The sequence below is a fragment of the Bacillus cereus group sp. MYBK195-1 genome, from assembly GCF_051916605.1.
Lineage (GTDB): Bacteria > Bacillota > Bacilli > Bacillales > Bacillaceae_G > Bacillus_A > Bacillus_A cereus.
Map to the genome: position 1 here is coordinate 17,795 of NZ_JBQAGZ010000015.1, position 20,961 is coordinate 38,755.

Sequence of the window (20,961 nt, forward strand, 5' to 3'; positions counted from 1 at the left end):
GATTTTAATTAAATATTCAGAAAATATAGGGTGATTTTGTAGAAGTGTTGTATATCTTAATTTATTTAACAAAAAAAGATCATGCAAATTTGCATGATCTTTTTAGATGACCCGTACGGGATTCGAACCCGTGTTACCGCCGTGAAAGGGCGGTGTCTTAACCACTTGACCAACGGGCCGTTAAATTAAATATAGCGGCGGAGGGGATCGAACCCCCGACCTCACGGGTATGAACCGTACGCTCTAGCCAGCTGAGCTACACCGCCATGTCGTCTTATTTAACGGACAATTAGTATCTTACATCAGATACTAATTAAAGTCAACACATCTCAAAAAGTTTTTTAAAAATATTTTTAACATATAAAAAAGCACCCTGAGCCATCACTCTGGGTACCTCTCTATATGTTAAAAACTAAACGTCCTTATTATCCGCGACGCGCGCCACGGCCACCACGTTTAGACTCTGTGTTACGCTTTAAAGAAGTTAAACGATCTTCGCTATCTTTTAAGAAGCGTGCCATCTTTTGCTCAAATGTTTCTTTCGGAGCTCGGTCGTTACCGCCACCGCGATTATCTCTGTTGAAAGAGCGATTATTACGTTGTGGACGTCCAGAACGTTGTTGATCACCACCGCGTTGGTATTCACCGCGTGGACGATCTCCTTCTGTTTTTTCACGTTCTTTCGCTTTTTTGATAGATAAACCAATCTTTCCATCTTTTTCAACATTAATAACTTTTACTTCTACTTGGTCGCCCACTTTTAAGTGATCGTTAATATCTTTTACATAGTTATCAGCAACTTCACTAATATGAACAAGACCCGTTAAGCCCTCTGGCAGCTCCACAAAAGCCCCAAAATTTGTAATACCTGTTACTTTACCCTGTAACTTGCTGCCTACCTCGATTGACATAAAAAAAATGCTCCTCCTTAGTGGTTAAAAAGTCAAATTTTACTTTATTATATATAATCCTAAAATATAGTGTCAATAAGACATACTCTACTTAGAAACAGGAAAAATTATCTCCCCTTTACCAGAGAAGAAATAATCCCTTCTAGCAATCTTTAATACGTACTCTTCATCATTTAACTTTTGAACTTCGTCTTTTAGACTTTTTTCTTTATTCGTTAATGAATCCAGTTCTTTTTTCATGTCCTTAACTTTTGCTTCTTTTGCTTTAATGGAACTGTTTTGTTGATAAAACGTTACACTAATACTCGCAATAATTGTAAAAGTAAAGACAAGAAAAACCGCTAAACGGCGATAAAGTCGCTTCCTGTTCTCATCCGTTTGTATTATATGCTCTTTAACAGGATTTGGACTCTGTTTTTCGATTGTTCTTTGTCTCAGTTCCCTCATTTCCGAGGTCCCCCTAACTTCTTTTTTATATGCTCCCATAGTTGGAAGATATGTCCCTTCAATTTTGCTATATATTGCAGGAACCCTATATGTTTCACTATAAAAAGTTTAACACGATTAGGGAGAAGTTTCCATATGAGCGAAGCAATAAATCGAACAGGCCAGAAAAAAACTTTCCATATGAAAAGTAATATCCAAATCACCATTTTCCATAACACATGTCCAATTGAAAGCAGTATACGAAATAAGAATAATATAAATGCAATAAATAGCTGCGCTATAATAATAACAGGTTTTATCATGAGTAGCTGTATAATTCGAACAAAAAAATATGTTGTTTGCATAAAAATATAGATGAGAAAATTTAACAGCTTCATGTATAGTGCCTTCAGTAAGCTTTGATATGCCGCAAAACCACATAATAATGCCAAAAACACATATATACGTAGCTCAGCTTCATTTACGAGAAGCAATACATAAAAGACGGATAATGCTTGGACAATCCAAAATAATATATCATGTATAAATACAAGCCAACGTTTACGTTCTTGGCGCTTTAAAAAACGTTGATATGTATCTAAAGACGCTCCAATCCAAGCACCCATTCCAATCATTGAAAGCATTGTATACAACTGAATTGTTAAGCTCATTTAAACAACTTACTAAAGAAACCTTTAGTTTTTTCCCCTTGATTTTCATCAATATACAGCATCTCATTAACTTTCCCTTTAATCGACACAATACCTTTTTCCACATCTAAATTTTTCATTTGTAAATTTTGACCACGAATTGTTAAAAAACCCATTACGGTCTCTAGTAAAAACTCTTCGCTATCAAAACTCTCTACCTGCTTCACACCGGTAATATCAATTATACGCCTGCCACGCATAATAATGTCATGCTCTACAGAAACATTTTGTTGATTAGAAGACGTAGGTGAGTAACCATTATTCACGTAAATCCCCCCATAGGTTTTTACTAGCTAATAGTAATGTATGAGGGGATAAATGATTTTAGAACAAGCCTTCTTCCGCTTTTACTTTTTCTTCACGAACTAAGCTATACATATTTGCTGCATCTTCTTTTTTAGTTGTTTCTTTTAATTCATTTATTTTCACAGTCACTATTTTTTGACCAAAACGAATTGTTAATTCATCAGCTACTTTCACATCAGAACTCGCTTTTGCCACTTGACCATTAATAGATATTCTTCCTTGATCAGCTACTTCTTTCGCTAATGTTCTTCTTTTAATTAAACGTGATACTTTTAAAAACTTATCTAGACGCATATCAAATCCCCCTATTAACGCTCTGTTTGTTTCGCTTCTTCCCATAAAACATCTAACTGTTCTAATGATAAATCTTTCATCTCTTTATTCATTTCAGCTACTTTTGCCTCCATGTATAAAAAACGACCAGTAAATTTCTCATTAGTTGAACGTAACGCCTCTTCTGGATCTATTTTGTAATGACGAGCTATATTAACAAATGCAAATAGTAAATCACCAAACTCACCTAGCATCTTTTTCTCATCCATATTTGTAACCTCTTGTTGGAACTCTTGCCATTCTTCCAAAGCTTTTTCTATCATCGGTTGCACATCAACCCAATCAAATCCAACCTTACCAGCTTTCTTCTGGATTTCATAGGCGCGTAGTAACTGCGGCAAACTTTTGGGAACGCCATTTAAAACAGATTCTTTCACGAATCCTTTTTCTTGTTTTTTAATTTCTTCCCAATTTGCAATCACTTCATCAGCGTTGTTTACATCCGTATTTCCAAACACATGCGGATGGCGACGAACCATTTTCTCAGATAGAGTTCGAATGATATCATCTATAGAGAACCAACCTTCATCTTCTCCGATTTGAGCATGAAGCATAACTTGTAATAATATATCACCTAATTCTTCTACTAAGTGATCATCATCCTCTTCATCGATTGCTTCCAACACTTCATAAGCTTCCTCAATTAAATATTTCTTTAATGATTGATGTGTTTGCTTTTTATCCCACGGACAACCATTTGGACCACGAAGTTCCGCAATAATTTCTCTAAGAACATCAAACTGTTGATACAAGGACGCACGCTCCTGAACTGGCGGCACGTACACACTCGTTAAATTATTCAATTCCGTTTCATGATCTAACATGTACAACGGTACCTTCTTTACTTGTTCAAATGAAGTTCCTGCAGCTGTTACGATATACACTTCATAATCATCTGGTAACATCTCCATTAATGTTAATTTCACATCAGATGCAACGAATGCATCATATACTTGGCAAAAGATTAAATGTTGACGCAGTTCTAATTGCCCTCTTTCAAATGATGTAGCATCAAGTAATTGGAATCCTTCAATCGGATCAATCTTTAGACTTGCAAACATAGGATCAAGGAAACTTTGTCCACCCTCAATTCGCACTTCAACATTTGAAACCTCTCCTTTTTCCAACAGTAGCTGAACTGTTCTTTCTGCTACAAGTGGATGCCCGGGAACAGCATAGATAATTTCTGTACCTTCAGCTTGTTCTAGCAATTTATTCGCAATTGTTTCATATACAATTTCAAACGTATCATGTGCTTCATATACAGCATCAAAAGACGTATATTGTACGCCTTCTTTCTCCAATTCTTCTATAACTGGATGTTCCTTCGTTCTAACAAACAGATGGTCTGCTTCTTTTATTTTTCGATATACACCCATCGTTAGCTGATCTAATTCACCAGCTCCTAAACCTAAAACAGTAATGATTCCACTCACAACCAGTCACCTCTATCCACTCTTCTTCAATGAACCTTCTTTTTTCTCTTGTTTCATAACGGTTCCTAATTCTTTTTTTGTAAATACACGTAATTTCAAAATAAAAAACATATATGTCAATCCGCCAATGGCTACACCTAACAACGCTTCAAGTGTCGCGCTTCCTCTATGTTCCGTATCAATTACTAATCCAGACATCTGTAACACACGTGTGAACATCATTAATACAAATCCCATACAGATACCACTAATTACTATCCCTAACATATTTCGCTTATTGATAAGTGACCCTGATACAGCTCTCGTAAGCAACAAAGTATTTAGTCCAGAGATTATAATTAACGCACATAAAGTCGCACAGGCTGCACCTTTCACACCAAAATAAGGCATGAATATATAATTTAACGCTAACTTTAAGCAACCTCCAAATACAACAAATAATGCTGGCTTAAACGTTTGCCCCAATCCTTGTAAAATAGAAGCTGTCGTAATTGACAATGAACTAAATAAAATAGATAACGATAAAATAGATAAAACATCTGATCCATCACTGTTTTCAAACAACATAATATTCGTAGGTTGAATAATACAAGTTAGTCCAATAGCTGCTGCAAGTCCAATAACACATGTTATTTTCACTGCTAACTTTACCTTTTCTTGAATAAAGGAAAGATCTCCTCTTTCCTTCGCCGCTGTAATAATCGGAATAAGTGACAACGAGAAAGAAGTCGTCACAACAGTACCTAATTGCATTAGCGGAATACTTCTATCATAAACACCCTTTAATACCTTTGCATTTTCAGCCTGTTCTCCCGCACCAATAAGTAAGCTGTAAAAGGACACTGAATCAGCCATCTGTATAAAAATAAGCACTAAATTACTAACACAAATCGCTAACCCCTGCCAAAAAAGGATTTTAACTATCTTCCTTTTACCCTTAATTCTCGCTGCACTTTTGAAGAATATAGAACGAAAATCTTGACGCATATACAATATAAGTACAATAATCCCAATAAGTCCACCCGCAATTGAGCCTAACATAGCCCCTGCACCAACTGTATATAAATCAAATCCGTGAGCAATTAGGAATAGCGATAAAAATACAATAATAGAAACTCGAATTGTTTGTTCTATTACTTGCGAAACAGCCGTTGGCATCATATTGTTGAATCCTTGAAAATACCCTCTTGCTACAGACAAAAATGGCATCAATAAGAATGAAAATGAAATAACACGTAGTAACTTATCTAAGTGTATATCGCCCATAGCTACCGCAATTGTTTCGGCCCCAAAAAACAATGTAAAGAAGCCTATAAAACCAATTCCTAATAAGAACCAAAAAGATACACAAATAATTTCTTCTGCTTCTTTTTGTTTTCCCCGCTCTAGTCGTTCTGCAACCATTTTCGAAATGATAACAGGAAATCCATAAGTAGCTAAAATTAAACAAAATCCATAAAACGGGTAAATTTGTTGGTAAATATAAAACCCAATATCCCCCGCTATATTTTGATATGGAATACGGTAAAAAGCGCTTAATACTTTTGTAACGAAACTTGCAATCGTTAATATAATAGCCCCACGCCAAAAGGCTTGATACTTCTTCGCTTCCATACAAGAAAACTCCTTTTTCTATTCTCACCTCTCGTATTATATCATAAAGAAAAGAACAAACTCCCTTCCCAACACGGGTAATAATGAGTTCCTACACGTTAAAAATATTCAACGAAAAAAGGTAGCAAAGTGCTACCTTCATTCAATATACATATATCTCCAAATAATTGATTTCTCAAAAAGAAAGATCATAATTAGGAAAGATTGCTACTTCTAAAATCAATATACCCTTACTGTTCCATTTGTTTCGCTAAGAAACTGGCAGCAGTATTAACCGCTTTATGCTCGATCTCGCTTATAATAGCTTCTTTTGAAAAAATAATGACGGCTCCAATCGGATCTCCGTTTGCAACAATCGGTCCAACTGTATAAGAATGAACCTTTTCTGTTACACCATCAATAATGGAAATATCACTTTCATCCGTCATAATAACAGACTTTCGTTCTTCCATCGTTTTTTCAATTAAATCGCCAACACTTTTATTTAAGTATTCTTTTTTCGATACGCCTGATACTGCGATGATAGAATCTCGATCACACACAAGCACATTATGTCCTAAGCTGTCATATAAAGCATCAGCATATTCTTTTGCAAAATCACCTAGCTCACTAATTGGAGAATACTTCTTTAAAATTACCTCTCCATCGCGATCAACAAATATTTCTAGTGGGTCTCCTTCTCGAATACGTAAAGTTCTACGAATTTCCTTCGGGATTACGACCCTGCCTAAATCATCAATTCGACGTACGATTCCAGTTGCTTTCATTCTAATGCTGCCTCACTTTCTACTGATGATCAAAGTGGTGAATTTACCTGTTCATGTAAAAATCACCAACTGTTAGATATAGTATTTTACACATTAGTTCTTCTATGCACGTCGAATTGTATTTTTTTATCTTATTTTAGGCATTTATTACTTCTTTTTTTACATCTGGCAAGCCTTTTAATAAATTTTCAGCAATCGTTAACCACTTCGATGTCTCTAAGCCATTTGTTTTCATAACAATTTTCAATTGTGATCCTTCCATTCCTAAACCGATCATACGTCCAAAACTATTTCCGAGCATGAATAATTTTCCACCATCAATATTTTGACTTGCTTGTTCAGAAAACAGGAATGTTACTTCAAATTTATTCTGCTTAATTAATTCAATTTTTTCTTTCATTGCCAACACTTTAATATTTGCAATTTGTAATAAATAACCAACTTCTTGTGGATAATCGCCAAATCTATCGATCATTTCTTCCTGCAATTCTTCAATATCCTCAATTGCAGAAACACCTCTAAATTGTTTATACATCATAATTTTTTGCTTACTATCTGAAATATAAGCATCTGGTAAGTATGCATCTACCTCTAAGTCAATTTCAACATTAACTATATTTTCAGCCCCATCTGTTCCTCTACGCTGTTCAATTGCATCTTTTAACATTTGAGAATATAGATCAAATCCGACAGAATCAATAAATCCATGCTGTTCTGCCCCTAACAAATTACCTGCTCCACGAATAGATAAATCTCTCATCGCAATTTTGAAACCAGATCCAAGTTCCGTGAACTCTTTAATTGCTTGTAGACGCTTCTCTGCAACCTCTGACAGCACTTTGTCACGTTTATATGCAAAGTATGCATATGCAACACGATTAGAACGTCCAACACGCCCACGAAGCTGATACAACTGTGATAATCCCATACGATCTGCATCAAATACAATTAACGTATTTACATTCGGGATATCTACACCCGTCTCAATAATTGTTGTACTTACAAGAACATCATGCTGTCCTTCTAAAAATGATAGCATAACAGACTCTAATTCGCTTTCGTTCATTTTCCCATGTGCGTACGTTACGCGGGCATCTGGAACTAACATCGAAATTTCATCTGCTTTTCTTTCAATATCCTCTACACGATTATATAGGAAGTAAACTTGACCACCTCTTGCAAGCTCTCGCTCTATCGCCTCTCGCATTAACGCTGGATTATACTCGACTACATACGTTTGGACTGGGAAACGATTTTCTGGTGGTGTCTCAATAACAGATAAGTCGCGCACACCAAGCATAGACATATGAAGCGTCCGCGGAATCGGAGTTGCCGTTAATGTTAATACGTCAACATTCGCCTTCAATTGTTTAATTTTTTCTTTATGTGTCACACCAAATCTTTGTTCTTCATCAATAATAAGAAGCCCTAAATCTTTATACGTAACATCTTTAGATAAAATACGATGTGTTCCGATTACAATATCTACTGTTCCATCCTTTAAGCCCTTAATTGTTTCATTTTGTTGTTTTCTCGTACGGAATCTACTTAATAAGCCTATATTGATCGGATAATCTTGAAAACGCTCTCGAATTGTTTCATAGTGTTGCTGCGCAAGAATCGTTGTCGGTACTAAAATTGCAACTTGTTTTTCATCCATAATTGCTTTAAATGCCGCACGAATAGCCACTTCAGTCTTTCCATACCCTACGTCACCACAAAGGAGCCTATCCATCGGGCGTCCGCGTTCCATATCTTTTTTAATCTCGTCAATAGAACGTAACTGATCCTCTGTCTCTTGATACGGGAAAGATGATTCGAACTCTTGTTGTTCTGCCGTATCTGGCGTATATGCATAGCCTTTTGAAGCTTCGCGCTCAGCATATAGTTTAATTAGGTCATCCGCAATGTCTTGTACAGATTTTTCAACTTTCGTTTTAACCTTTTTCCAATCATTCCCACCTAATTTGTAAACTTTCGGATCCTTACCTTCAGATCCTACATATTTTTGAACTTGATCAATTTGTTCAATTGGAACGTATAGCTTATCATTACCTTGATATTTAATATTTAAATAATCTTTATGAACACCATTAATCTCTAATGTCTCAATACCTAAAAATTTACCTATACCATGATTTACATGAACTACATAATCTCCAACTTTTAATTCCGAATAACTTTTAATACGTTCAGCATTCGATAACTTTTGTTTACGTTGTGATTTTTTAACTTTCTTATGAAAAAGCTCCTTTTCAGTAATGACAACAAGCTTTTGCATCGGCATTTCAAATCCTGCATGTAAATCACCTACAGCAATTTGTAATCTTCCAGGCAATAAAATATCTGTACCTTCTACAATATCTGCCTCAATATCATAATCACTTAAAATATGTTGTAATTTTTTCACACGTTCATCATCTGTTCCGAGTACAACAGTCGTAAAATGCCCTTCATTCCATCTATCAATTTCTGTTTTTAACAAATTCATCTGTCCATGGAAATCTTGCATTGTTTTACATGTTACATTAACAATATTTTGCGGATGTGTGTGTGCGATATGACGCAAGAATAACGTTAAATATACAAAACTTCTTTTTTTATGATGAAGAAACCCCTCGAATGGGTGAGAGAAAGATAAATCTTGAATAATTGTTCCTTCACCAAGAAGTGATATATACCATTCCGCCTCTTCTGTTTCAAGATGTGATGCTGTTTCTTGAATACGGGAAATCTCATCTAAAATTACAACACCATCTTCTGGTAAATAATCTATCAGACTAGCAGGTTCTTTATAGAAAATAGATAAGTATTTAAACATCTGTTCTATACTTTGCCCGTTTTTCAACATCTCAATTTCATGACTTACCGTCTCAAGCACTTTAGTCTTTAGTTTATCATCAGAAAGTTTTTGCATCGTCTTAGTCAAGCCTTCTTCAAGATGCTGAATTCCTGATTTTAATTCTTCCTGTGAAAATAAAAACTCTGTTGCCGGACCAAACCTAACGCTTTCTTTTTTACCTTGAGAACGCTGTTCATCCACATCAAATAATCGAATAGAATCGACTTCTGTATCAAAGAATTCAATACGAAATGGTAGTTCTTCAGTTAAAGGATATATATCTAATATTCCCCCACGCAAACTGAACTCCCCTGGAGCTTCTACCATCGACTTACGTTCATAGCCAATATGATGTAAAGTATGCAAGAGCGCATCTAAATCAATCTCTTGCCCTAGATTGATTTCAACTTGCTTTTGCTTCCACAATTCTTTTATTGGTAAAAATCTACGCAATCCTGCCACTGGCGCTACAATGATTCCATTCTCTCCCGCAGCCAAGCGATTTAACACTTCTATACGTTGCGCCTTCAATTCTGGACTTGCAACTCCAATTTCCGATGCTATCAGTTCATTCACTGGATATAACCACACATCTTTTTCACCAAGTAACGCCACTAAATCTTCATGTACTTTTTGTGCTTGGTATAAGTTATGTGTCACGATTAATTGTGATTTTTTTGTTTTTTTATATAAAGCCGCCATTAATAATGAACGAGAAGACGTTGCCATCCCTGATATAAGTTGTTCTTTTAACCCATCTTCTAACCCATTAATAACCGATTGTATCTCTTCATTTTTATAAAATTGCTCTAATAAACCTATCATTTTTAAAACTCCTCTCAACATAAAGAGCAAGTCATTCTATTTTATGCAAATATTTTGGAAAAGGAAAACAGAAAAATGCTTTGGACATGCCAAAGCGACAACATTTTATTGCAGAAATTTTTCATACTCATAATACTCAGGATAAGATGCGAGCGTTTCTTGACACGATTCACAAATCGTTTTTATATATATATTTCCATTCTCATGAAAATGAATCATTTCTACTACTTCTTGCTCCGTTAGTTGAAATAAAACGTCGCTATATACTTTTTCTGCGTTAATGGAGCCTACATTACCTCCGCAGTGTCTGCAATAATAATACCCTTCCATACTAGCCTCCTAAAAATTCAATTACTACTAGTATGGGTAAAACAAAAGAGAAATATTCCCAATCTTATTTTTAACTATTGAAAGTATTCATGATTTGAAGAAAAGGCTTATTTAGCCACTCTTCACATGCATCCGCTGCTTTTTCAATAGAATGGTTAACATCCGGAATCTCTTCAGATGTAAAGCGTCCTAATACATAATCGACTACCTTCATTCCATTTTTCGGGCGATCAATTCCCATACGGATACGTTGAAATTCTTGTGTTCCTAGGTGCGAAATCGTTGACTTTACACCATTATGTCCACCAGCACTACCTTTCATGCGAAGACGCAATTTACCTACAGGAATGTCTAAATCGTCGTACATAACAACGAAGTCCTCAACATCAATTTTATAATAATCCATGAGTGGACGAATACTTTCCCCAGATAAATTCATGTATGTTAGCGGCTTTAATAAGATTACCTTTTCTCCATTAACAAACCCTGCACCAAATACACCTTTAAATTTTTGTTCATTCAAAGAAATGTTCCAACGCTTCGCAAGTTCATCAATGGCCATAAATCCAATATTATGCCTTGTTAATTCATATTCTCTACCTGGGTTCCCAAGTCCTACTATCAATTTCATTCTTGTACCACTACTTTCTTTTTTCGATACGAAAAGACGTAACCAATTTTGGTTACGTCTCATTCTATCCAATTAATTGAATAATACACTCACAGATTCTTCTTCGTATACACGAATGATTGCTTCTCCGATTAATGGAGCAACTGAAAGTTCATGTACTTTGTCGATTTTCTTCTCTTCCGGTAATACGATAGAGTTCGTTACAACTAACTCTTTAATATTTGAATTTTGAATACGCTCAATTGCTGGACCAGATAATACTGGGTGTGTACAGCAAGCATATACTTCAGAAGCACCGTTCTCAACAAGAGCGTTTGCTGCTAATGTAATTGTACCAGCTGTATCAATGATGTCATCAATTAAAATCGCTGTTTTGCCTTCAATATTACCGATAATGTTCATTACCTCTGAAACGTTCGGGCGAGGACGACGCTTATCAATAATAGCGATTGGCGCTTTTAGACGATCTGCCATTTTTCTCGCACGAGTTACACCACCATGATCAGGAGACACGATTACGATATCTTTAAGACCTTTTGTTTCAAAGTAATCAGAAAGAATCGGTACACCCATTAAGTGGTCGATTGGGATATCAAAGAACCCTTGAATTTGTGGAGCATGTAAATCTAGAGTGATTACACGAGTTGCACCTGCTGTTTCAAGCAAGTTTGCTACAAGTTTCGATGTAATTGGTTCACGAGAACGCGCTTTACGGTCTTGACGCGCATAACCATAGTAAGGAATAACAATATTAATTGTTTTCGCAGATGCACGTTTTAATGCATCGATCATAATAAGTAATTCCATGATATGTTCGTTTACTGGGAAGCTTGTAGATTGAATAATGAATACATCGCAACCACGGATACTTTCTTCAATGTTAATTTGAACTTCTCCATCACTAAAACGATCAACAGAACATTTTCCTAGTCCTACTCCAATATGCTTTGCAATCTGCTCAGCAAGTTCCTTATTAGAGTTTAAAGAGAATACTTTCAAATTAGAATTTAGATATTGAGTCGACATCTAGATTAACCCTCCACATTATTATGATTTTTTCTTATTCAGCAATTGATCAACATAGTCTTCTTTGTTAACTTGACGTGCACGTGCTACCGATAATGCTTTTGATGGAACATTCTCTGTAATTGTAGAGCCTGCCGCCACATAAGCACCATCTTCAACTGTTACTGGAGCAACAAGGTTTGAATTACATCCAATAAATACCCCATTACCAATCACAGTTTTGAATTTATTCTTACCGTCATAGTTCACCGTAATTGAACCACAACCAAGATTCACGTCTTCTCCAACTTGTGCATCCCCGATATAACTCAAGTGTGAAGCTTTACTTCTATTACCAAAGACAGTTTTTTTGATTTCCACGAAGTTTCCAACGCGTACTTCGTCTCCAATAACTGAATCTGGGCGAATATGTGCAAATGGACCAACCGATACTTCTGTACCAAGCTTACTATCATGTACAGTAGATTGTCGAATTGTCGTACGATCTCCAATTTCACTATCGCGAATTACTGTATGCGGTCCAATTTCACAATCAGAACCAATTACAGTGTTCCCCTCAATAATTGTTCCTGGATGAAGAACTGTATCGCTACCGATAATTGCATCAGCAGAAATATAAGTGTTACTTGGATCAATAATTGTAACACCATTTACCATGTTCTTTCGATTGATACGGTTTTTCATAATAATTTCCGCTTGCGATAGAGCGACTCTGTCGTTAACACCTAACGTTTCATCGAACTGCTCTGTTTGATAAGCTGATACGATATGACCTTCATTTTTTAAAATCTCAATAACATCTGGAAGGTAATATTCACCTTGCACGTTATCATTTGAAACTTTAGAAAGTGAAGCAAATAAAGCCTTATTATCAAAACAATACGTACCTGTATTGATTTCTTTAATAGCTAATTCTTTCTCATTTGCATCTTTATGCTCAACAATCTTTTCAACATGACCATTCTCATTACGAACAATACGGCCATATCCAGCAGGCTCTTCTATGTATGCTGTTAGCACCGTCGCCATTGCTCCTGCTTCTTTATGTTGCTGAAGTAATGCTTCCATTGTTTCAGCAGTTATTAGAGGCGTATCACCACAAATAACTAAAGTTGTTCCTTCTTCATTTGCAAGTACATTTGCAGCTTGATCTACAGCATGTGCTGTACCAAGTTGTTCTGCTTGTAATGCAAACTCACTTACGTTCCCTAGCTGTTCTTGTACCATTTCAGCACCATGTCCAACAACCGTTACAAGTTTCTGCAATCCTAATTGAGATACTTGATCGACTACGTGTTGTACCATAGGTTTTCCACATACAGGATGCAGCACTTTGTATAGCTTTGACTTCATACGTGTGCCTTTACCTGCAGCTAGAATCACTGCAAATCTGTTTGACATATAGACCCTCCATCGCAACCTATTTATCCATTAAAGATATTATCCTAAATCATCATATATTTCAAGAAACACATTTTAACTATTAAATTTTACCATAATTCTTATAAGATGTTTTACTCTTTAGTATCTTTTTTAAGAAATAAGCTATACTATTTAAAATGATTTTGAAAAAATTAGTAGTTTCTTCTTTTTATGTTAATAAATTATGAAGTTTCCAAATATAAAGCAAAAAAACAAACCCCTGTAAATGCTTACAGGAGTTTGCTACAAAATTATAAGGCTTTTTGTCAAAAGCCCTTTTCATTCGAATTTTACGAAGCACCTGCTTCTTCAAACTCAACCTCTTCTAACTCGCCTAAACGATGATACTCTGTTAAAACCGCATCTTGAATTTTAGAGCGTGTACCAGAATTAATTGGATGTGCAATGTCACGGAACTCTCCATCTGGAGTACGTTTACTTGGCATTGCTACAAATAATCCATTATTACCATCAATTACACGAATATCATGAACAACAAATTCATGGTCTAGAGTAATAGAGGCAATTGCTCTCATGCGGCCTTCTGTGTTTACGCGGCGTAATCTTACGTCAGTCACTTCCATCTTGTGTTCACCACCCTTTTCTAAATAAGCGATATATTTGTATAAATTCCACAAATTTTCTATTTTCCCTTTAATTTTTTAAAAATTTTTAAGATAAAAATTTTTAAAGTAGTTGAATATAGAGATTAGTGGAGGTTATCGCTTACAAAAGGTTACTTAACTAGGGCGATTACTTCAATTTCAACGGAAACATCTTTCGGTAATTTTGCTACTTGCACACAAGATCGAGCTGGTTTATGAGTAGTGAAATAAGAGCTATACACTTCATTCACAGCATTAAAATCATCCATGTCCTTTAAAAATACTGTTGTTTTTACGACTGTATCAAATGAAGCACCTGCTTCCTCTAATACCGCTTGTAAATTTTGAAATACTTGTTCTGTTTGTACTGTTACATCTCCTGTTACAAGCTCCCCATTTGCCATCAATGGAATTTGTCCTGAGCTATAGAACATGTTATTTACAATAATCCCCTGTGAATAAGGTCCAATTACTTGTGGTGCCTTGCTTGTTTGAACAACTTTCATACTTTTCACCCTTTTATTATTTATTTTACTCTTTAAAAATAGTGTACGAAAGGCAGTTTGTCCATCTATTTTATAATCTATAAATAAAATAAAAAAAGATAGAGCTATCTGCTCTATCTTTTATTCCGCCTCTACAAGCCCTTCATCAAATGGCGCAAGAGAATAATTCCCTTTTTCCACTTGAATCGTTTTTTCTTTCACATCAACTTCCGATAGACGAATTAATGATACAAAATTATTAATTAGTCGTTCTTCAATATCTGTGGATTCTACTAATACACCAATACCAACAACATTAGCCTTGAACTCTTCTAACATACTCATCATACCTTGAATTGTTCCGCCAGCTTTCATGAAGTCATCAATGATTAAAACATTCGACCCTTCTGGAAGACTGCGTTTCGCTAACGTCATTGTTTGAATTCGTTTAGAAGAACCCGACACATAGTTAATACTAACAGTCGGACCTTCTGTTACCTTATTATCTTTCCTTGCAATTACAACTGGTACATCTAAGTAATTTGCCACTGCATAAGCAAGTGGAATCCCCTTCGTTGCCACCGTCATAACTGCATCAATTGGTTGCCTAGCAAAAACAGAAGCAAACAAACGACCTGCGCCATTAATATGGCGAGGATTACTCAATAAATCTGTCATGTATAAGTAACCGCCAGGCAAAATACGATCTCGGTTTTCAAATAAGCCACAAAGCTCATCAATAATTAGACCTGCCTCTTCTTCACTTATATACGGTATATATTTCACTCCTCCTGCTGCTCCTGGTATCGTTTGCAATGTGCCGACCCCTTGTTGTTCAAACGTTTGCTTAATAATAACTAAATCTTCACTAATGGAAGACTTAGCCGATTGATACCTTTCAGCAAAAAAAGTGAGAGATACTAGCTGACGAGGGTTTTGTAGCAAGTAATAAGTCATATCGACTAATCTTGTACTTCTTCTAATTTTCATACTCTCACCTCAAATCACGAATATTCTAAACAAATCATAACGTATTATACGTCTTTATTCAAGCGTTTCTCGCTCTCCTAATAAACGTACCGCATAGACTTGTTCACAAAATCCTTTTAATCCGTTATAAATGCGATGCATTCGTGAATCATGGTGTACAAGTCCAAATACAGTTGGACCACTTCCACTCATTAATACAGCATCCGCTCCAAATCGCTTCATCTGTGATTTAATACGGGCAACTTCAGGATGCATTCCAAATGTTACATCTTCTAAAACGTTACCAACAGTATCACAAATTCCTTTATAATCACCAGAATTTATGACATCAACCATTTTATCTACATTTGGATGTGTAACTCGATTTAACTTTAAATTTCCATACACATCAGCAGTAGATACACCTATATGTGGTTTCGCTAAAATAACCCAACAAGAAGGCGGAGTCTTTATATGCTCAATTTTCTCTCCTCTTCCAGTGGCAATTGCTGTGCCTCCGTATACACAGAACGATACATCTGATCCAATTTCTGCGCCAAGCTCTGCTAACTCATCAATTGTAAGCCCTAAATTCCATAATTTATTAAGACCACGTAATGTCGCTGCTGCATCACTACTTCCACCTGCTAATCCAGCTGCTACTGGAATCGTTTTTTCAATAGTAATAGATACACCTTTTTTTACATTAAACTTCTCTTTTAATAATTTCGCTGCCTGATAAGCTAAATTTCGTTGGTCGTCTGGGACATACCGATTATGGGATAAAATTTCAATACGGTCTTCTGCTAATTCCGTTAGTTCTAGACGATCTGCTAAATCAATGGTTGTCATAATCATTTTCACTTCATGATATCCGTCTTGTCTTTTCCCCAGTACATCTAACGACAGATTAATCTTTGCTGGTGCTTTCACTAGTAGCTTCAATCTATTCACCCACTCTATGTACTCAATCTTTTATCGTTTATTTTACCATAAATTTATAGTAAGACGATGACACTTCCCTAATTATAACGAAAAGCATTCAGAATGAAACTACTTATGTAAAATGATGGCACCTTTTAGAGTACAAAAAGCCGAGGAATGTCTCCTCGGCTACCGTAGCATAGAAAGTATCTTACAACTACTGGTTTCGTTTCGTTAATTGCTGTTCTGCAATTTCTATAGCACGTTTCACCATGTTACCAGCATCTTTCGCACGAATTCCGCCCCATCCTTCTTTCTGAACAACATCATAAAAGCCAAGCTCTTTTGCTAGCTCTTCTTTAAATTGGTTTGACATGACACCTCTTCGTCTACTCAATGCAGAGTCCCTCCTTATTTTGCTACGGTATAGTTAGTATGCAAAATAATATAGCTTTTCATTTATGGGAATATATGTAATGATATACAGATTATAAAATGACCTCATTATGAGGGTCTCCATAAAATGTTAACTCTACTGTCTCTGTTAAAACATCTGCATAACTATAAGATACACGTTGCAACGCATCTTCTTGTTGATCCAATTGTACAACAAAAACGGAGCGGTATGTTTCTGCTAGTACACCTGATTGCTCCACAGTTTTTCTTCTTCCACTATTTGCTTTTAACATAAGTCGCTGTCCAAGATGGTGATCTAATTCGCTTTTAATTTCATCTAAACGTTTTGACATATACTTCGCTACACCTCGCTGTAATTTAGATTGAACACTTAAAGCACGATATATCTATCCTAATTATTAACCGCGATTCACAGCTAATATCATCCTGCGTTTGAATAGATAGAAGAAATACTATATTGTAAAAGTATCATTACGTAGTCTTTACGTTCTTACCTCTTTTTATCCAAATTCATTTAAATCCTCCATACAAAAAAGCAAGATACATATGTATCCTGCTTACTCTTCGTAATGTTGAAAAGGTAATCCCGTTCGTAAAATCCCTCTCGTTTCAATTCCACCTAGTCCCTTTTCACCAGTAATTGTATTACGTACGACATCCCATACATTGACTCTCTCCATAAATGAAGTAAAACTAATTTTACCAACTACATATACAGGATCTAGTGCATGAATATTAATTCTAGATGGTGAACTAGCGAAATTGGCCCCTGCACGAATTAGTGCCTCAAAATGTGATTGACATGCCCCAGCAAAAATAACAAGTTGATCCAATGATGGATATTTTTTTCGCACTTCACGAACAGCCTGTACAAAATGCCTTGAATGCCTATATGCCGCTAAATCTCCCTTCACTCCTTTTGATTTTGTATATGCATCATGCCCTGTAATAACGAGAATGTCTGGGCGAAAGTGATCTATTAAGTCTACTACTTTTTCATGCATCTCCGTTTCTTTACAATGAATACCTTGAACAGGAACGCCAATTTTATTATATAAATCTAAGCACTTGCGCAAATATAAAGGGTCTCCATCTATATGCAATACACGTCCCGGCATTTGAAAATAATTTACCTCACTTGTGTATCCACCAGTTGAAGTATGTTCATGCCTTTGTTTCATCAGTACATAATCTTGTTGAAACAAACGATACGTGCGCTCCATTGTTTCTTTCTCACGCTTCACCCTTTTTTTATGTTCTCTTTGATCTATACTAATTAAATCTTCCAGTGGCGCATCCGCCACCAGTCTAATTTCCTCTCCAAACAATATAGCTATCTCGCCTTTTATTTCTATAATACGAAAAAGAATATCCCTCTTATGAGAATATCGTTCCACTAATTCTCCAACATGTAAAACCATTCTCCTACCTCCAAACTCATTAGGCCATCTTACCTGTTTTTAAAGTATGAATTTAGAGAGAGAAAGGTGACAAAAGGGACAGTTCAACTTGAACTGTCCCTTTCATATTCTTATGATAATTTATGAAGAACTAATGCATTACTTAATGTTGCAAACTCTTCAATAGATAGCGTTTCGCCTCTTCGCTTTGGATCAATTCCTACTTCTGTTAAAATTCGATCCAATAACTCCTTATCTTTCGGGAAACCATTTAAATTATTTGATAAATTATTCATTAAAGTTTTACGGCGCTGTGCGAAACTTGCTCGTACTACTTCAAAGAAGAACGTTTCATCTGTCACCTCTACAACCGGTTTAGGACGCTTTAGAAGGCGGATAATTGCAGAATCAACGTTTGGCTGTGGTACAAACACTGTACGCGGTACAGTCATAACTGTTTCAACCTCTGTATAGTACTGAATGGCAATCGATAAAGAACCATACTCTTTCGTTCCAGGTTTAGCAGCTAAACGATCTCCAACTTCTTTTTGCATCATAACAACAAATCCACGAACTGGTAACTTTTCTTCAAGCAATTTAAATAAAATTGGCGTTGTAATATAGTATGGTAAGTTAGCTACTACCATTACATCTTGCCCTTCTTCAAATTGCTCATTAAATACTTCATGTACATCTGCTTTTAGTACGTCTTTATTAATAACTGTAACATTACCATATGGCGCTAACGTCTCATCTAAAATTGGTAATAGTCTTTGATCAATTTCAAAAGCCACTACTTTTTTAGCACGCTTCGCTAATTGCTCTGTTAATGCACCAATACCTGGTCCAATTTCAATTGCACCACTTTCTGAACCAATTTCTGCATGATCGACAATACGATTTAATACATTTGTATCAATTAAAAAGTTTTGCCCTAAACTTTTTTTGAATGAAAATCCATATTTTTCAACAATGTCTTTTGTACGATTTGGCGTTGCGATATCCTTCATTTTTTTTCCTCCTGTATTACTTGCTTATAAGCTTCTGCAAATGATTCCTTTGAAACTTGAAACATCTGTAATCGTTTATGTAACTGTTTTGCATTTGTATAACCAATCTTTAATAGCTTACCCATTCTTTCTCTGCGGCTCTTTGCCATTTCTCCGCCCACTAAGCCTGCATCGACTAAATCACTCCAACTAATTTCACTTGTGTAAGCTTCCATTTCTTCATGTATATTCTCTAGAGCACGGCGAATCGACTCATTAGAAGCATGTTCAATCCCAACACCCTTTTTCCTTTTAGCAAGCGCTTCTTCCTTCGGTAAAAAAGCATGCTTACAGCCAGGAACCTTGTCAGAAATAATTTTTCGAATACGCTCTCCAGGATAATCCGGATCTGTGAAAATAATAACGCCCCTTTTTTGCTGCGCTAATTTAACTTGCTCAATAACATGATCACCGATTGCTGAACCGTTCGTTTCAATTGTATCCGCATCAACAGCACGCTTAATCGCAACTGTATCATCTTTACCTTCTACAACGATAATCTCTTTTATTTTCATGCTTGCCTCCACACTCATTTCGTCTCTACTTAGTAAAACAAAAAAATGACGACTTTTCCATTATTATTTTCCCCATTCTTATATTTTAAAAAATAGAATAGAAAAATCTTTGTTCTCTGTCCTTATTGTAACACTTCATCATTCACATTTATTTTCTTGATTACTTCTACTAGTTTTTCTCAAAATAAAAAAGAACAGGTTTCCCCCGTTCTTTTTATTCAACACCAAATAAAACTTTTGCATTTTTAGTTGTCATTTCTGCTACTTCCTCATAAGAAATTCCTTTTAAATTCGCAATTTCTTCTGCTACGAGTTTTACATAACTCGGTTCATTTCGTTTCCCGCGAAATGGATGCGGCGTTAAATAGGGACAATCCGTCTCTATTAACAATTTCTCTAATGGAATCTCCGTAGCAACTTCTTTCGGTTTCTTAGCGTTTTTAAATGTAACTGGTCCACCTAACGAAATTAAAAAGTTCATATCAACACATCGCTCTGCTACTTCTACGCTACCGCTAAAGCAATGCATAATGCCCCCTACTTCAGCTGCATTCTCTTCTTCTAGAATATCAACAATATCTTGAGTTGCATCGCGGTTATGTATAATAATCGGCAATTGCACTTTTTTCGCTAATGCAATTTGTTTACGAAATACTTCTTTCTGTATTTCTTTTGGAGACTTATCCCAGTGATAATCTAAGCCCATTTCTCCAAGTGCAACGACTTTAGGATGAGAAGCAAGTTCTTCTAACCAAGCTAAATGTTCTTCTGTCATGTCGATTGCATCAACTGGATGCCAGCCAACCGCAGCGTAAATAAAATCATAGGCTTCAGCTAATTCCATCGCCTTTTTTATCGTTACTTCATCAAAACCAACAACAACTGTATAAGTAACTCCCGCTTCTTTCATTCGGGAAATAACCTCTTGCAAATCTTCTTCGAATTGCTCTGCATTCAAATGTGAATGTGTATCAAACAACATAATACATAACTCCTTTTATATTGAAATCAAGTTTAT

At 35.8% G+C, this 20,961-nt stretch carries 23 protein-coding genes and 2 tRNA genes; all 25 read right to left on the reverse strand.

Annotation, left to right across the window (positions count from 1 at the left end; genetic code table 11):
• Positions 1 to 107: 107 nt before the first annotated feature.
• Positions 108 to 179 (reverse strand) — tRNA-Glu (locus ACTFRY_RS29045).
• A gap of 13 nt (positions 180 to 192) precedes the next feature.
• A tRNA-Met gene (locus ACTFRY_RS29050) sits at positions 193 to 266 on the reverse strand.
• 159 nt (positions 267 to 425) lie between these two features.
• Positions 426 to 911 carry a S1 domain-containing RNA-binding protein gene (locus ACTFRY_RS29055; RefSeq protein ID WP_000021451.1) on the reverse strand — a complete coding sequence of 162 codons (486 nt, stop codon included), beginning with the start codon at positions 909 to 911 and terminating at the stop codon, positions 426 to 428.
• Positions 912 to 998: 87 nt separating this feature from the next.
• Positions 999 to 1,358: a cell division protein DivIC gene (gene divIC, locus ACTFRY_RS29060; protein ID WP_001208739.1), complete on the reverse strand. Its 360-nt coding sequence runs from the start codon at positions 1,356 to 1,358 to the stop codon at positions 999 to 1,001.
• Positions 1,355 to 2,008, reverse strand: coding sequence for a spore cortex biosynthesis protein YabQ (gene yabQ, locus ACTFRY_RS29065; RefSeq protein WP_000059777.1), 654 nt, complete (start codon positions 2,006 to 2,008; stop codon positions 1,355 to 1,357). Before yabQ ends, divIC begins: the two co-directional genes overlap by 4 nt.
• Positions 2,005 to 2,313 (reverse strand): sporulation protein YabP, encoded by a 309-nt coding sequence (yabP, locus tag ACTFRY_RS29070; protein ID WP_001059104.1) that lies wholly within the window; start codon positions 2,311 to 2,313, stop codon positions 2,005 to 2,007. The genes yabQ and yabP overlap by 4 nt, the downstream gene beginning before the upstream one ends.
• A gap of 58 nt (positions 2,314 to 2,371) precedes the next feature.
• Positions 2,372 to 2,647, reverse strand: coding sequence for an RNA-binding S4 domain-containing protein (locus ACTFRY_RS29075; RefSeq protein ID WP_001234876.1), 276 nt, complete (start codon positions 2,645 to 2,647; stop codon positions 2,372 to 2,374).
• Positions 2,648 to 2,661: 14 nt separating this feature from the next.
• A complete protein-coding gene (gene mazG / locus ACTFRY_RS29080) occupies positions 2,662 to 4,122 on the reverse strand; it encodes a nucleoside triphosphate pyrophosphohydrolase (protein WP_000014279.1) in 1,461 nt (486 codons plus the stop codon).
• Between the two features lie 12 nt (positions 4,123 to 4,134).
• On the reverse strand, positions 4,135 to 5,736 hold the full coding sequence (locus ACTFRY_RS29085; RefSeq protein WP_098617281.1) for a putative polysaccharide biosynthesis protein: 1,602 nt from the start codon (positions 5,734 to 5,736) through the stop codon (positions 4,135 to 4,137).
• Positions 5,737 to 5,966: 230 nt separating this feature from the next.
• Positions 5,967 to 6,503 carry a stage V sporulation protein T gene (gene spoVT, locus ACTFRY_RS29090; RefSeq protein ID WP_000648302.1) on the reverse strand — a complete coding sequence of 179 codons (537 nt, stop codon included), beginning with the start codon at positions 6,501 to 6,503 and terminating at the stop codon, positions 5,967 to 5,969.
• Between the two features lie 136 nt (positions 6,504 to 6,639).
• Positions 6,640 to 10,170: a transcription-repair coupling factor gene (gene mfd / locus ACTFRY_RS29095; protein ID WP_000579680.1), complete on the reverse strand. Its 3,531-nt coding sequence runs from the start codon at positions 10,168 to 10,170 to the stop codon at positions 6,640 to 6,642.
• Between the two features lie 105 nt (positions 10,171 to 10,275).
• Positions 10,276 to 10,500 carry an anti-sigma-F factor Fin family protein gene (locus ACTFRY_RS29100; protein ID WP_000399438.1) on the reverse strand — a complete coding sequence of 75 codons (225 nt, stop codon included), beginning with the start codon at positions 10,498 to 10,500 and terminating at the stop codon, positions 10,276 to 10,278.
• Positions 10,501 to 10,570: 70 nt separating this feature from the next.
• Entirely contained in the window at positions 10,571 to 11,131 is a 561-nt protein-coding gene (pth, locus tag ACTFRY_RS29105; RefSeq protein WP_000767702.1) for an aminoacyl-tRNA hydrolase, read from the reverse strand.
• Positions 11,132 to 11,203: 72 nt separating this feature from the next.
• Positions 11,204 to 12,157: a ribose-phosphate diphosphokinase gene (locus ACTFRY_RS29110; protein ID WP_000107420.1), complete on the reverse strand. Its 954-nt coding sequence runs from the start codon at positions 12,155 to 12,157 to the stop codon at positions 11,204 to 11,206.
• A 21-nt stretch (positions 12,158 to 12,178) separates the two neighbouring features.
• On the reverse strand, positions 12,179 to 13,558 hold the full coding sequence (gene glmU, locus ACTFRY_RS29115) for a bifunctional UDP-N-acetylglucosamine diphosphorylase/glucosamine-1-phosphate N-acetyltransferase GlmU (protein WP_000071033.1): 1,380 nt from the start codon (positions 13,556 to 13,558) through the stop codon (positions 12,179 to 12,181).
• 311 nt (positions 13,559 to 13,869) lie between these two features.
• The gene (spoVG, locus tag ACTFRY_RS29120; RefSeq protein WP_000454041.1) at positions 13,870 to 14,163 is read right to left on the reverse strand and encodes a septation regulator SpoVG; all 294 of its coding nucleotides are present in this window, start codon (positions 14,161 to 14,163) and stop codon (positions 13,870 to 13,872) included.
• 152 nt (positions 14,164 to 14,315) lie between these two features.
• Positions 14,316 to 14,690: a RidA family protein gene (locus tag ACTFRY_RS29125; RefSeq protein ID WP_098617282.1), complete on the reverse strand. Its 375-nt coding sequence runs from the start codon at positions 14,688 to 14,690 to the stop codon at positions 14,316 to 14,318.
• 120 nt (positions 14,691 to 14,810) lie between these two features.
• Positions 14,811 to 15,659: a pur operon repressor gene (purR, locus tag ACTFRY_RS29130; RefSeq protein WP_098617283.1), complete on the reverse strand. Its 849-nt coding sequence runs from the start codon at positions 15,657 to 15,659 to the stop codon at positions 14,811 to 14,813.
• Positions 15,660 to 15,713: 54 nt separating this feature from the next.
• Entirely contained in the window at positions 15,714 to 16,583 is an 870-nt protein-coding gene (gene ispE, locus ACTFRY_RS29135) for a 4-(cytidine 5'-diphospho)-2-C-methyl-D-erythritol kinase (RefSeq protein WP_000772104.1), read from the reverse strand.
• Positions 16,584 to 16,779: 196 nt separating this feature from the next.
• On the reverse strand, positions 16,780 to 16,959 hold the full coding sequence (gene sspF, locus ACTFRY_RS29140) for an acid-soluble spore protein SspF (protein WP_098617284.1): 180 nt from the start codon (positions 16,957 to 16,959) through the stop codon (positions 16,780 to 16,782).
• Positions 16,960 to 17,050: 91 nt separating this feature from the next.
• Entirely contained in the window at positions 17,051 to 17,311 is a 261-nt protein-coding gene (gene veg, locus ACTFRY_RS29145) for a biofilm formation stimulator Veg (RefSeq protein ID WP_000044347.1), read from the reverse strand.
• A gap of 225 nt (positions 17,312 to 17,536) precedes the next feature.
• A complete protein-coding gene (yabG, locus tag ACTFRY_RS29150) occupies positions 17,537 to 18,400 on the reverse strand; it encodes a sporulation peptidase YabG (RefSeq protein WP_000242868.1) in 864 nt (287 codons plus the stop codon).
• Between the two features lie 110 nt (positions 18,401 to 18,510).
• Complete coding sequence (gene rsmA, locus ACTFRY_RS29155) at positions 18,511 to 19,389, reverse strand: 16S rRNA (adenine(1518)-N(6)/adenine(1519)-N(6))-dimethyltransferase RsmA (protein WP_000651548.1); 879 nt, start codon at positions 19,387 to 19,389, stop codon at positions 18,511 to 18,513.
• Complete coding sequence (rnmV, locus tag ACTFRY_RS29160; protein WP_000692835.1) at positions 19,386 to 19,943, reverse strand: ribonuclease M5; 558 nt, start codon at positions 19,941 to 19,943, stop codon at positions 19,386 to 19,388. Before rnmV ends, rsmA begins: the two co-directional genes overlap by 4 nt.
• A 214-nt stretch (positions 19,944 to 20,157) precedes the next feature.
• A complete protein-coding gene (locus ACTFRY_RS29165; RefSeq protein ID WP_086409622.1) occupies positions 20,158 to 20,925 on the reverse strand; it encodes a TatD family hydrolase in 768 nt (255 codons plus the stop codon).
• Positions 20,926 to 20,961: the final 36 nt, after the last annotated feature.